The organism is Bradyrhizobium sp. USDA 4510, from assembly GCF_054059095.1.
The window spans coordinates 2,407,566-2,420,716 of record NZ_JBSSBT010000001.1 but is presented as its reverse complement, the minus strand read 5'-3'; the positions used below and the strand labels follow the sequence as shown (position 1 = coordinate 2,420,716).

The 13,151-nt window shown below is 64.8% G+C and carries 9 protein-coding genes and 1 pseudogene; 5 read left to right on the top strand and 5 right to left on the bottom strand.

The window, feature by feature from the left end; genetic code table 11:
* Positions 1-174: 174 nt before the first annotated feature.
* Both ACVMDN_RS10655 and ACVMDN_RS10650 read left to right on the top strand, forming a co-directional pair.
* Positions 175-1,170, top strand: a complete 996-nt coding sequence (locus ACVMDN_RS10655) for an NAD(P)H-dependent flavin oxidoreductase (RefSeq protein ID WP_141340891.1) — start codon at positions 175-177, stop codon at positions 1,168-1,170.
* Between the two features lie 172 nt (positions 1,171-1,342).
* Entirely contained in the window at positions 1,343-2,311 is a 969-nt protein-coding gene (locus tag ACVMDN_RS10650) for a zinc-binding dehydrogenase (protein ID WP_141340892.1), read from the top strand.
* 46 nt (positions 2,312-2,357) lie between these two features.
* Here ACVMDN_RS10650 and ACVMDN_RS10645 read toward each other — a convergent pair whose 3' ends face one another.
* Complete coding sequence (locus tag ACVMDN_RS10645) at positions 2,358-2,852, bottom strand: septal ring lytic transglycosylase RlpA family protein (protein ID WP_199805353.1); 495 nt, start codon at positions 2,850-2,852, stop codon at positions 2,358-2,360.
* Positions 2,853-3,060: 208 nt separating this feature from the next.
* On the opposite strand from ACVMDN_RS10645, the gene ACVMDN_RS10640 reads away from it, so the two are divergent.
* Positions 3,061-3,291 (top strand): zinc-binding dehydrogenase, encoded by a 231-nt coding sequence (locus ACVMDN_RS10640; RefSeq protein ID WP_246786746.1) that lies wholly within the window; start codon positions 3,061-3,063, stop codon positions 3,289-3,291.
* A gap of 119 nt (positions 3,292-3,410) precedes the next feature.
* Here ACVMDN_RS10640 and ACVMDN_RS10635 read toward each other — a convergent pair whose 3' ends face one another.
* Positions 3,411-4,262 carry a DMT family transporter gene (locus tag ACVMDN_RS10635; RefSeq protein WP_141340894.1) on the bottom strand — a complete coding sequence of 284 codons (852 nt, stop codon included), beginning with the start codon at positions 4,260-4,262 and terminating at the stop codon, positions 3,411-3,413.
* Between the two features lie 92 nt (positions 4,263-4,354).
* Positions 4,355-4,951, bottom strand: a complete 597-nt coding sequence (locus ACVMDN_RS10630) for a TetR/AcrR family transcriptional regulator (protein ID WP_076833590.1) — start codon at positions 4,949-4,951, stop codon at positions 4,355-4,357.
* Positions 4,952-5,506: 555 nt separating this feature from the next.
* On the opposite strand from ACVMDN_RS10630, the gene ACVMDN_RS10625 reads away from it, so the two are divergent.
* Both ACVMDN_RS10625 and ACVMDN_RS10620 read left to right on the top strand, forming a co-directional pair.
* The gene (locus ACVMDN_RS10625; protein ID WP_141340895.1) at positions 5,507-6,895 is read left to right on the top strand and encodes a cation-efflux pump; all 1,389 of its coding nucleotides are present in this window, start codon (positions 5,507-5,509) and stop codon (positions 6,893-6,895) included.
* Positions 6,896-7,088: 193 nt separating this feature from the next.
* Positions 7,089-9,412, top strand: a pseudogene (locus ACVMDN_RS10620) (ATP-binding protein).
* Positions 9,413-9,421: 9 nt separating this feature from the next.
* Here the strand turns inward: ACVMDN_RS10620 and mdoH are convergent.
* Both mdoH and ACVMDN_RS10610 read right to left on the bottom strand, forming a co-directional pair.
* Positions 9,422-11,542 (bottom strand): glucans biosynthesis glucosyltransferase MdoH, encoded by a 2,121-nt coding sequence (mdoH, locus tag ACVMDN_RS10615; protein ID WP_141340897.1) that lies wholly within the window; start codon positions 11,540-11,542, stop codon positions 9,422-9,424.
* A complete protein-coding gene (locus ACVMDN_RS10610) occupies positions 11,530-12,996 on the bottom strand; it encodes a glucan biosynthesis protein G (RefSeq protein WP_141340898.1) in 1,467 nt (488 codons plus the stop codon). Before ACVMDN_RS10610 ends, mdoH begins: the two co-directional genes overlap by 13 nt.
* Positions 12,997-13,151: the final 155 nt, after the last annotated feature.

Below are 13,151 nucleotides of genomic sequence, written 5' to 3'. Positions count from 1 at the left end.
AGATTTCCGTCCCGCCCTCGCCCGACCGCCGCGGCCTGTCATTTCCGCATGGGCGCGCCGCAGGTCGCCGGTAGACAATTGCCGGACAGGACTGCATCCTTCCCCTCGACATCCATAACAACACCGTGCGCCGCCGTCCGCGACACGGAAAATCCTGATGGAAACGAGGGCAGAATGATCAAGACACGTTTCACCGAAATGTTCGGCGTCGACCACCCGATCGTGCAGGGCGGCATGCAATGGGTCGGGCGCGCCGAGCTGGTTGCCGCCGTCGCCAATGCCGGCGCGCTCGGCATGATCACCGCGCTGACACAGCCGACGCCGGACGATCTGCGCAAGGAAATCGCGCGCTGCCGCGAGCTGACCGACAAGCCGTTCGGCGTCAACCTGACCATCCTGCCCGCGATCAAGCCGCCGCCCTACGCCGAGTATCGCCAGGCCATCATCGAGAGCGGCATCAAGATCGTCGAGACCGCCGGCAACAAGCCGCAGGAACATGTCGACGAGTTCAAGAAGCACGGCATCAAGGTGCTGCACAAATGCACCAGCGTGCGCCACGCGCTGTCCGCCGAGCGGATGGGCGCCGACGCGATCTCGATCGACGGCTTTGAATGCGCCGGCCATCCCGGCGAGGACGACACCCCCGGCCTGATCCTGATCCCCGCCGCCGCCGACAAGGTGAAGATCCCGATGATCGCCTCCGGCGGCTTCGGCGATGCCCGCGGCCTGGTCGCAGCGCTCGCGCTCGGCGCCGAAGGCATCAACATGGGCACGCGCTTCATGTGCACCAGGGAGAGCCCGATCCATCAGCTGGTAAAGGAACGCATCGTCGCCAATGACGAGCGCGAGACCGAGCTGATCTTCCGCACCATGCGCAACACCTCGCGCGTCGCCAAGAACGCGATCTCGACCAAGGTCGTGCAGATGGAGAAGGAAGGCGCCAAGTTCGAGGATGTGCGCGAGCTGGTCGCCGGCGCGCGCGGCAAGATGGTCTACGCGTCAGGCGATGCCGACGAAGGCATCTGGTCGGCCGGCCAGGTGCAGGGCCTGATCCACGACATTCCGTCCTGCGCCGAGCTGGTGTCGCGCATCGTCCACGAAGCGGAAGAGATCATTCGCGAGCGGCTGGAAGCGATGATGTCCGGCGCCAAGCGTCAGGCCGCGGAATAGGCCGGAGCGGAGCACGAGTGTCATCCGTCACCCTGAGGAGCGCGAAGCGCGTCTCGAAGGGTCGACGGCCATCAGCCGGGCCGCCCATCCTTCGAGGGCCGCCGAAAAAGCGGCCACCTCAGGATGACGGAATTCAAGTCATCTCGCGTTAGACACAAACGAGAAGAAGCCCATGAAAGCCTATGTCTACGGCCCTAACGGACCAGAAATCACCGACGTTGCGAAGCCCGTGCCGAAGGGCACCCAGGTGCTGGTCAAGGTCCATGCCTGCGGGCTGAACCGCGCCGATCTCGGCATGACCAAGGGCCATGTCCACGGCGCGGCCGGCGGCGTCGGCACCGTGCTCGGCATGGAATGGGCCGGCGAGGTCGCCGAGCTCGGCCCCGATGCCAAGGGCGTCAAGGTCGGCGACAAGATCATGGGCTCCGGCGGCGCGGCGTTCGCCGAATACACGCTGGCCGATCACGGCCGGCTGTTCCGCGCGCCCTCGAACATGAATTTCGACGAGGCCGCAACCCTGCCCGTCGCGCTCGCCACCATGCACAACGCCGTCGTCACCAATGGCGCACTGCTGCCGGGCCAGAGCGTGCTGATCCAGGGCGCAAGCTCCGGCGTCGGCCTGATGGCGATGCAGATCGCCAAGCTGAAGGGCGCCAAGCTCGTGGTGGGCTCATCGACCGACGCGATGCGCCGCGGCCGGCTGAAGGAGTTCGGCGCCGATCTCGCGGTGGACTCGAAGGATCCCGGCTGGGTCGATCAGGTGCTGCAGGCGACATCAGGCGAAGGCGTCGACCTGATCGTCGACCAGGTCTCCGGACCGGTCGCGAACCAGAACCTCAAGGCGACCAAGGTCAAGGGCCGCATCGTCAATGTCGGCCGGCTCGGCGGCACCCATGGCGATTTCAACTTCGACCTGCACGCGGCGCGCCGCATCCAGTATATCGGCGTCACGTTCCGCACCCGCTCGATCGAGGAGATCCGCGCGATCTTCGACGAGGTGCGCAAGGACATCTGGCCCGCGGTCGAAGCACGCAAGCTGCAGCTGCCGATCGATCAGGTCTACAAATTCGCCGACATCGGCAAGGCATTCGAGCACATGGAAGCCAACAAGCACCTCGGTAAGATCGTGGTGACGCTGTAGCAGCAGCCTCCGGCGATTGTCATCGTCACTGCGAGCAAAGGGCGGATCAGCCAACGGGCCCGGGAATCCAATAGTCCCCCGCAAGCGGGCTGACCTTGACGCCACTGATGACTCCGAGCTCTAGGCTTGGATCGAAATAGCGCATCGTCCGCTCATTGAGGTCAATGATGCGGCCAGGCCTGAGTGGCCCCACGTCATTTATCTTCACGATGACCTTCTTGCCGACGGCCTCGACGAGGGCATATTTCGGCCTCGCGCCAAATTGGACCCCACCAAACTTCCGGCGCAGACTCGTCTTGATGGCAGCCGCCCAGACCGAGTGATCATAGCGCTCGCCGGAGGCTGTGCTCGGACCGCCCTCCTCCTTGCCGGGCTTGAATGGATTGTACATGGATGCCGCGCCAACGATTGCATCCCCACACGCGGCATTGACGACGGCGCTTGAATGAACCGCAGCGATTTCACTTCGAGCAGCGGTGCCAGAAAAGGCGAGCGCAACCAGGGCGCCGCAAATTGCGGCGCTCGAGCCGAACAGCATCATAACTCCTTGATTGATTTTCTTCGATCGTCCGGTTCCCGATGCCGCAAAACATGGTCAAGCGAACGCGGAGGCGTTTACGCGTGCCAATTCCTTGCGGATTCGTGCCAGTTCCGGCGGTGGAACCATCGTGAGAACCTGGGCGGCCCTCACACCGTGTTTTCAGTTTCTCGCTCGACTAAAACAGAGATTGCGTCAGCAAAATGACTGAATGGAGCTGTCTTCGACAGCGCGTGAGGAGTGTATCGTCACCTTCCGCACCCGATCGATCGCGGAAATCCGCGCGATCTTCGACGAGGTGCGCAAGGACATCTCGCCCGCGATCGGGGCGCGCAAGCCGCAGCGGCCGATCGACCAGGTCTACAAATTCGCCGATATCGGCAAGGCGTTCGAGCACACGGAAGCCAACAATCAGCTCGGCAAGATCGTGGTGACGCTGTAGTCGGTACGCACTGCTGCGTAGGATGGGTAGAGCGAAGCGAAACCCATCGATGTATCCGGGCAGCGAGTGATGGGTTTCGCTGCGCTCTACCCATCCTACAGCTACCGCGTTGATCCGCCCTACGCACCCGGTCTGACTTGTGTGATGGCGACTCCGGAGATCGCGAGCAGTCCGCCGACAATCAGCTTCGGCGTCACGCTGTCGCCAAGGAACAGCACGCTCGAGATCAGCGCGAACACCGGAAGCAGCAGTCCGAACGGCGCGACGCGGGCCATGGAGCAGCGGGCGATCAGCCAGAACCACAGGCCGAACCCGACAATGCCGCCGATGAAGACGGTGTAGGCGAGCGCCAGCCAGCCACGTTGATCCGCCGTGCCAAGACTCGCCAGCTGTCCATATTCCAGCAGCAACGACATCAACATGACCTGCGGCACGGTGAGCAGCGACGACCACCCCATCAGCATCAGGGGATCGAAAGGGCCGTAGCGTTTCGTCAGGACGGTGGACACCGCGAATGCGAACGCCGCGGCAACCACGAGCAGCAGCGGCAGCACGTTTGCCGACAGCCCCGGCCCCGCCGCCAGCACCACCACGCCGACGAACGCCAGCACCACGCCGGCGGATGTGACGAGCGACGGCCGCTCCGCGAGCAGCGGCCAGGCGAGCAGCACGGTGAACGGCGGGGCGAGTTGATAGGCGACCGCCGACATGCTCCCCGAGCCGAGCCCAAGGCCGACATAGAACAGCCCGAAGTTCAGTCCGCCGAGGAAAACCGAAATAGCTGAGACAGGGCCGAGTTGTTGGCGTGTCGGCCTTCTGACGAACGGAACAAGCAGCAGCGCGATGGCCAGGAAACGCAGTCCGAGGAAGAACAGCGGCGGAAACTCGGTGACGCCAACCTTGATGACCACGAACTGATAACCCCAGAGCAGGGGAACGGCCACCGCGCAAATGATCTGGATGGCAGACATCGCATCCTTCCTTTCAAGACCGATCGGTCCATATATGGGCGTACCGATCGCGCAGACGTCCAGAGGACATCAAGGGTCATTCCAACAGTTGCTTATTTGATGAAGCGATCGAGCAGCGCGTCAGCGGTGGCCTGCGACGTGGTACGTGCCGGAGCCGTCTTTGCGACCACGCGCAGCCCCCAAAGGAAACAGATCAGGATTCGGGCGGCACTCGAAGGCTCGACGCCATCGGCCAATCTGCCCGCGGTCTCCGCACGGGAAAATGCGTCCGCCACCCTGGTCTCCATGGTTTTGAAGAAGCTCGCGAAGCGACGACCAACCTCGGCATCCTGGCCGGCCAGCTCCATCGCCGTCGCCACCAACAGGCAGCCGCGCCGGCCATTGGCACCGCACGTGCGCTCAACGTAACCGGCAAGGTAGGCCCGCAGGCCATCGACCGGATCTCTGCGGGGATCGAGTTCGTCATCCATCCGGGTCAGGGCATCGGCAATGTAGCGATCGAGTGCGCGCAGGAACAGCGAGTGCTTGTCGCCGAACGCAGCGTAAAGGCTGCCGCGCGAGAGTTTTGTCGCACGCAGCAGGTCCGGGAGTGCCGTGGCGTGATAGCCGCGCGACCAGAACACATTCATCGCGCGTTCGATGGCGGCGTCCACGTCGAAACTTCGCGGGCGGCCACGGGGCGCCTGCATGGTGGTTTGGCGGCTCATTGCCGATATATAGACCAATCGGTCCTTAAATGGCAAGGGCCGCTTTGGATCATTAGCTCGTAGGATGGGTAGAGCGAAGCGAAACCCATCGATTGCATCCGCACGCCGAGATGATGGGTTTCGTGCGCTCTACCCATCCTACGTTACGCGTCGAGATGGCGGCATGAGCTACCCATTCGACACGACGGGCGGTGCAGCGCGCACCCGGCATTCCCTGCGCCCTCTTGTGTCGTGGCGAAACGATTTTGCAAAGCTCGGGCGAAACGCGCCGCGAGAACGCAGATGTTCGGTTGACACGTCGCGCAACACATCCAGCGTCGTCCTGGCGGAAAGCCAGGACCCATTACCCCGAATGCGAGTCATGACGCGATGCGGTTGCCACAGCTCACTTCAACCACACAAGCCTGTGGTTGTGGATTCTGGCTTCCGCCGGGACGACCGCGTGATTTTGGCAAAATCCTGCAATTGCAACTGAGTGGCGATTGCGTTTCATCAACGACACTTGATGTTCACCAACTCCCTGCTAAACCGCCGCCCATGAGCTCTTCCAGCACCAGCGCACCCTCCGCCAAGACATCGGTCGCCGCGATCTCGATCCTCGCCAGCGGCAGCATGGCGGTGGCGAAGTTCGTGGTCGGCATCGCGATCGGATCGCTGGCGCTGATCTCGGAGGCGCTGCACTCGTCGATCGACCTGGTCGCCACCATCATCACCTGGGCGGTGGTGCGGGTGTCGGACCAGCCGGCCGACGCCGAGCATCATTACGGACACGGCAAGTTCGAGAGCGTCTCGGCGCTCGGCATCATCGCCCTGCTCTATGTGCTGGCCGGCGGCATCCTGGTCCAGGCCTACAGCCATCTGCGCGAGGGCGCGCCGCCGCCGTCGATCTCGGCCATTCCCTTTGTCGTTCTGGTCATCGATATCGGCGTCAATCTGTGGCGGGCCCGCGCGCTGCACCGCGCCGCGCGCGACACCAAGAGCCAGGCGCTGGCCGCCGATGCGCTGCATTTCGCCTCCGACGTGATGGGCTCGACCGCCGTCATCGTCGGCCTGGTGCTCGCCGGCTTCGGCTTCTGGTGGGGCGATGCCGCAGCGGCGATCGCGGTCGCGGTGATGATCGCCCTGCTCGGCCTGCGCATGGCGCGGGAGACGGTCGAGACCCTGCTCGACCGCGCGCCCGAAGGCGCGCTGGAGAAGGCCACCGCCGCCATCAAGGCCGTGCCGGGGGTGGTCGATGTCGACCGGTTGCGCGTCCGCATGGTCGGCGCGACGCATTTCATCGATGCCATCGCCAAGGTGCCGCGCACCTACCCGATCGACCGCGTCGAGGACATCAAGCGCCGGGCGCAGGCGGCGCTGACCAAGACGTTCGGCGACGCCGACCTCACCTTCACCGCGGTGCCGGTGGCGCGCGACAATGAGAGCGTGCGCGAGCGCATCATGGTGATCGCGCGCAATTCCGGCCTCGCCATCCACCACGTCACGGTGCACGACATCGGCGGCAAGCTGATCGTCGGCATCGACCTCGAGGTCGACAGCGACATGGCGCTCGACGCGGCGCACGACATCGCCCACGGGCTCGAGCGCGCGATCCGCGAGGATTTCGGCGAGGACGTCGAGGTCGACACCCATATCGAGCCGCTCGAGCCGGAACTGCCGTGGGGAACCGACGCCGCGCCGGACCGCGTCGAAGCCATCAAGGCGGCGCTGACCGGCTTTGCCGATGGCGGCGCGATCCATGACATCCACAATGTGCGGGTCCGCAACACCGACGCCGGCGAGGTCGTCAACTTCCATTGCCGCGCGCAGCCTTCGATGAGTGTGATCAAGGTGCACGAAAGCGTCGACGAGATCGAACGCAAACTGCGTCGTGCGTTCCCCACCGTGAAGCGTGTGATCAGTCACGCAGAGCCGACGCGCGCGTAATTCTACGGAGCCGTTCCCGTTTCGGACTCGCTTTGCGCCGCATGATTCTTCCCGGGACAAGAATTTTTTCGCATTAACGAATCGTTGACTCTCGACAGTCCCGGAAATCTGGATTCAAATGATCATGATTCGGATGCATCGTGGGGAGCATCCGGTCCGGGTAAAAAATCAGCTTAGAGCGGGGGTCTCAGGCATGGCGCGCGCGCATGCAGCGAACGCGTGCGTCCAATCCGATTCGATCAAGGGATTGGCGCAGTCGATCGCGAAACCGGCCTATCACAGGCTCCTGACGGCCGAGCCTGCACTGCGCCGCGCTGTCCCTACGCTCATCATCGCCTTCCTCATCACGATCTGCCTCGGCGCCTTCGTCCAGGTGATCGACCAGAACCGGCAGAAGCGCGGCGCGATGAAGCGCGACCTTGCTGCACTGTCCGACATCCTCGCCGAACGTCTCGATCGCCTGACCTCGGTGCGGCGCGACCGGCTCGCCAGCATCGAGCGGATGCAGGAACTGCTGCCGGACCTGATCCCGTCCTGGGGCATCGCCTATGGCCGCCACGTCATCATCACCAGCGCCGATCACCGCGTGCTGGCGCGCGTGCCGGTCGACGGCGCCGGCGAGAACGACCGCATCCTCGACATCGTCTCCACCGCGCAGCTGCTCGTCGCGCCCGGCCAGCAGGGCACGGTCAGCGACATGACACTGCCCGGCGGCACCGGCGCGCTGGCGATCTCGCAGCTCGTCAAGTCGCTGCCCGGCCAGGTCGTCGTCATCCAGGAGATGAACGAGCCAATCTGGGGATCGGACGCGGCGCTCTCGGTGACGCTGTCGGCGACCACGAGCTTCGTGGTGCTGATCCTCGGCTTCGCGTTCCACTGGCAATCGACCCGCGCCCGCGAGGGCGACCTGATCAACGACGCCGTGCGCGGCCGCATCGACACCGCGCTCAACCGCGGCCGCTGCGGATTGTGGGACTGGGACCTGTCGCGCGGTAGGATCTTCTGGTCGCAGTCGATGTTCACGCTGCTCGGCCTCGACACCCGCAACGACCTCCTCACCTTCGGCGAGGTCAACGCGCTGGTGAATTCGGACGATATCAACCTGTTCGACATCGCCGACCAGCTGATCTCGGGAAAGATCGATCACATCGACCAGAGCTTCCGCATGCGCCATGTCGGCGGCCACTGGATCTGGCTGCGCGTGCGCTGCGAGCTCAGCCACGCCGCCGCCGACGGCGGCCTGCACCTGATCGGCATCGCGGTCGACATCACCGAGCAGAAGAGCCTCGCCGAGAAGTCGGTGGAAGCCGATCTCAGGCTGCGCGACGCGATCGAGACCATTCCGGAAGCCTTCGTGCTATGGGACGCCGACGATCGTCTCTCGTGCTCTGCAACTCGCACTTCCAGCGGCTGCACAAGCTACCCGATTCCGCCGTCAGCCCCGGCACCTCCTACGAGACCGTGATCGAGGTCGGCAGCATGCCGGAAGTGCGCACCCGCCTGCACGAGAGCGGCGTGCCGGCGCCCGGCGCCCGCACCTTCGAGGCCCAGCTCGACGACGGCAGCTGGCTGCACATCAGCGAGCGCCGCACCAAGGACGGCGGCTACGTCTCGGTCGGCACCGACATCACCCGCATCAAGGCGCACGAGCAGAAGCTGGTCGACAACGACCTGCGCCTGCGCGCCACGGTGATCGACCTGCAGCGCTCGCAATCCGAGCTGGAGCGGCAGGCCGTCGAGCTTGCCGACCTCGCCGAAAAATATTCGCAGGAAAAGACTCGCGCCGAGGACGCCAACGCCGCGAAGTCGAAATTCCTCGCCAATATGAGCCATGAGCTGCGCACCCCGCTCAACGCCATCATCGGCTTCTCCGAGATCATGGGCAGCGGCCTGTTCGGCACGCTCGGCTCGGACAAATACGCGGAGTACTGCCACGACATCCTGACGTCGGGGAAATACCTGCTCGAGGTCATCAACGACATCCTCGACATGTCGAAGATCGAGGCCGGCCGCATGAAGTTCGACATGGAGCCGCTCGATCTCTCCGGCATCCTCGCGGAGTCGCTGCGCGTGGTCTCCGGCCGGGCCGAGCACAAGGGACTGTCGCTGGAGTCGGATATCGAAAGCACGATCTCGGTCGTCGCCGACCGCCGCGCGGTCAAGCAGATCATCGTCAACCTGCTCTCCAATGCAGTGAAATTCACGCCCGACCACGGCCGCGTGCTGGTGCGCGGCCAGATGCTGGATGACTCGATCGTGCTCCTGATCGCCGACAGCGGCATCGGCATCGCGCCGGAATCGCTGCGCCGGCTCGGCAAGCCGTTCGAGCAGGTCGAGAGCCAGCTCACCAAGAGCTACCAGGGCTCCGGTCTCGGACTTGCGATCGCGCGCTCGCTCACCAATTTGCACGGCGGCTCGATGCGGCTGCGCTCCAAGCTCGGCGTCGGCACCGTCGTCCGCGTCACGCTGCCGCGCGATCCGCGGTCCCTGCAGACGAAGCTGCCGGAAGCGGCCTGACGCCCCCCACTACTTCGCAAGCACCCCTTCCAGCAGCGCGGAATCACCGAGCACGGCCAACGTCTCGCGAGGCGTGAGATGGCGGACCGCCTGGTCGAAGCTGTCGCTTGCCTCGATCCGCGCACGCGCCACCGCGAGATGAAGATCGATCTCGCCCGGACCGCCGCGCCGCGCCGGCGGCAGCGACGAGAGATGGCGCTGCAACAGCCCGGAATCCTGCCGCAACGTCGCGAGCGCAGGGGCCGATGCGTGTGCCGGCGACGCCGCCAGCTCATTGGCGCGGACCAGCACGCGTGGCGGCTTAGCTTCCTCCGGCGTCACGAACAGCGCGTGCATCGCCGGCCGGGCGGTCCAGGCGCCGATCGGAATCGCAAACAGCAGGCCAACGATCACCGGCGACATCCACAGCAACAGCGGCAGCGACACCGCCCAGGCGCTTATCGCCATCGCGACACCGCAGGCGGTGGGAACGCCATACTTCCGATACAACTCCCGCCGCTCGACCGCGCCGTCGTCGCGCCGCTGCGTCTGCCAGCCGGCGTCCCGGCCGAGCAGGATCTCGACGACGGCGATCGACTGGAACACCATCATGACCGGCGCGATCATCGCCGAGATCAGCACCTCGGCGAGCACGCCCGTCAGCGCCCGGAACCCGCCGCCGAATTGCCGGCGCGTATCCGAGCGCGTCAGCAACAGGATGAAGCCGAGCAGCTTCGGCACGATCAGCAGCGCCATGGTGAGGCCAAATACCCAGGCGGCGAGCACCGGGTCCTGCGCCGGCCAGTTCGGGAACAGCGAAAAACCCTTCGGAAAATATTCGGGCCGAATGAAGCGCGCCTGCAACGAGATCAGGATTCCGAGCAGCAAGAACGACAGCCAGAGTGGCGCGGTGATGTAGGAGCCGATCCCGGTCATGAAATGCAGCCGCGAGATCCAATGCAACCGGCGCGTCCTCAGCACGGCGAGATGCTGCAGATTGCCCTGGCACCAGCGGCGGTCGCGCGCGGCAAAATCCAATAGCGACGGCGGCACCTCCTCAAAACTGCCGCCGAGCATCGGGGCCATGTAGATGCCCCAGCCGGCGCGCCGCATCAGCGCCGCCTCGACGAAGTCGTGGCTCAGGATATGTCCGCCGAACGGCTTGCGTCCGGAGAGCTCGGGCAGCCCCGCCTGCTCCGCAAATGCCTCGATCCTGATGATGGCATTGTGCCCCCAGTAATTGCCCTCGGAGCCGTGCCACCACGCGACACCGGCCGCGACCATCGGCCCGTAGAGCCGGCCGGCAAACTGCTGCAGGCGGCTGAACAGGCTGCGCGCATTGACGATGACCGGCAGCGTCTGCAGCAGCGCCGCCTGCGGATTGGTCTCCATGGCGTGCGCCATCCGCACCATGGTGTCGCCCGACATCAGGCTGTCGGCGTCGAGCACGATCATGAACCGATAGGCGCCGCCGAACCGCGTGATCCACTCGCCGACATTGCCGGACTTCCGCGCCGTATTGTCGGCGCGATGCCGGTAGAACAGCCGTTGCGCGCCGCAGGCCTCGCACAATTCGAGAAACGCCCTCTCCTCGGCGATCCAGATATCGGGATCGCGGGTGTCGCTGAGCACGAACCAGTCGAAGCTGTCGCCCTGCCCGGTCGCCTCGACGGACTCGTAGATGGCGCGCAGGCGCGCCATCAATTGATGCGGATTCTCGTTGTAGGTCGGGAGCAGGACCGCGGTCCGGCTCGCGAGCTGCGGCAAGGGACCGTCGTCGCGGATCGGCAAGGCGTTGCCGTTGCGGCGAAGCAGAGCGAAGAAGCCGGCGAGCGCCGAAGCGAACGAAAACGCGATCCAGGCGAGCAGCGCGACGAACAGCACCAGCACCATGCCTTCCATGATCGTCACGCCGCCGACCTGGACCACCATGTACATCTCGTAGGCGCCGGCACCGGTCAGCGCCGCCGTCAGCATCAGGACGAACGCGCGGCGCATCAACATGCCCGCGCCGACCGACACCGGCGTGCTCACCGCATGCGGCGGCCGGCCGAGATCGGCCGCCGACATCGCAAGCGGGCTCTCTTGTGGCAGGAAGCCGTCGGCCGCCGCGGCGACGTCGGACTGAGGCGACGTGACTATGGCGCCCATCGATAGACCCAGATCTCGGAGAGCGGCTTGTCATCCTGCGCCAGATGCGCACGCAGCTCGACCGGGTCCTTCTTGACGGCACATTGGAAGCTGAGCCGCCATCCGCCGGTATTCGGATTTGGCTGCGTGACGACATTCGTGATCTCGGACTTCTCGGCCGTCACGACGCCCTTGACGCTGCCGGGATCGATCCCCTTCAGATTGTCACCGAACAGGTCGAGCACGAACAGCTTGCTGTTCTCGCCATGCGCGCCGATGCCGCTGCGCGTGAAGCGCGCGAGCGAATGCGGCTTCGGCGCATCCGGCCCCCAATGCAGGCGATAGGTGAAATTGGTCTCGCTCTTGGCCTTGAGCGGCGCCTTCGGCCGCCAGAACGCGGCGATGTTGTCGTGGATCTCTTCCTTGGTCGGGATCTCGAACAGGATGACCGCGCCCTCGCCCCAGTCGCCGATCGGCTCGACCCACAAGCTCGGACGCTTCTCGAAGCGCGATTCGATGTCCTGATAGGCGAAGAAATTCTTCTCGCGCTGCATCAGACCGAAGCCATGCGGATTGACGTCCTGGAACGTGCTGATCTGGAGGTCGCGCGGATTGCTCAGCGGGCGCCACAGGCTCTCGCCCTTGCCGTTGTAGATCGCAAGCCCGTCCGAATCGTGCACCGACGGCCTGAAGTCGTCGACCTCGTTGCGATCGTTGGGCCCGAAGAAGAACATGCTCGTCATCGGCGCAAGGCCCACGTGCTCGAGATCGGCACGCGGATAGAGCGATGCCTCGACATCGAACACCGTGGTCGCTCCAGGCCTGATCGTGAAGCGGTAGCTTGCCGCGCAGCTCTTGCTGTCGAGCAAGGCGTGAATGACCAGCGAGGTCGCGTTGGGCACGGGACGCTCGAGCCAGAACGCCTTGAAGAACGGAAACTCCTCGCCCTTGGCTTCGCCGGTATCGATCGACAGGCCGCGCGCCGACAGGCCGTAGGTCTCGTCCTTGGCGACCGCGCGGAAATAGCTCGCGCCGAGGAAGACGCAGACCTCGTCATAGTAGTTCGGCTTGTTGATCGGCGCGTGGATGCGAAATCCGGCAAAGCCGAGATCGGTCTCGGTGAAGTCAGGTACGGTCTCGCCGAACGTGAACATGTCCTTGCTGTACTTGACTTCGCTGACCTTGCCGTCGGCGACCTCGAAGATCTTGACCTTGTTCTTGTAGAAGAAGCCGCGGTGGAAGAACTGCGCCTCGAACGGCAGCTTCGCGCCGCGCCACAGCGCGCGCTCGGGCGTGAAGCGGATCGAGCGGTACTGGTCGTAGTTGAGGTCCGTCAGGCCGTTCGGCAACTTCTCGTCCGGCGCCTCGAAAGACTTGCCGGCGAGATTGCGCGCAAGCTCCCTGACCATGCCTGGGTTGAAGGGTGCGTCCGTCGCGCTCGCTGCGGCGGCGGCCTGGCGCTGTGGCAAGAACATGAGTGTCGGCAATACGGCCGATCCGTGGAGTAACTGGCGACGATTCAAAGCAGCTCCTGCTCGCTGATCGGGACGCCGCAATGCAACCGCCGAGCCGGCGCTGAGTTCCATCTTTGCTGCGAGCAAGCGAAGATTGTTCGCGGCTGAACACCAGG

Coding starts and splice junctions, on each gene's coding strand:
- ACVMDN_RS10655 (WP_141340891.1), top strand. CDS start 175: ATGATCAAGACACGTTTCACCGAAATGTTCGGCGTCGACCACCCGATC.
- ACVMDN_RS10650 (WP_141340892.1), top strand. CDS start 1,343: ATGAAAGCCTATGTCTACGGCCCTAACGGACCAGAAATCACCGACGTT.
- ACVMDN_RS10645 (WP_199805353.1), bottom strand. CDS start 2,852: ATGATGCTGTTCGGCTCGAGCGCCGCAATTTGCGGCGCCCTGGTTGCG.
- ACVMDN_RS10640 (WP_246786746.1), top strand. CDS start 3,061: ATGGAGCTGTCTTCGACAGCGCGTGAGGAGTGTATCGTCACCTTCCGC.
- ACVMDN_RS10635 (WP_141340894.1), bottom strand. CDS start 4,262: ATGTCTGCCATCCAGATCATTTGCGCGGTGGCCGTTCCCCTGCTCTGG.
- ACVMDN_RS10630 (WP_076833590.1), bottom strand. CDS start 4,951: ATGCAGGCGCCCCGTGGCCGCCCGCGAAGTTTCGACGTGGACGCCGCC.
- ACVMDN_RS10625 (WP_141340895.1), top strand. CDS start 5,507: ATGAGCTCTTCCAGCACCAGCGCACCCTCCGCCAAGACATCGGTCGCC.
- mdoH (WP_141340897.1), bottom strand. CDS start 11,542: ATGGGCGCCATAGTCACGTCGCCTCAGTCCGACGTCGCCGCGGCGGCC.
- ACVMDN_RS10610 (WP_141340898.1), bottom strand. CDS start 12,996: ATGTTCTTGCCACAGCGCCAGGCCGCCGCCGCAGCGAGCGCGACGGAC.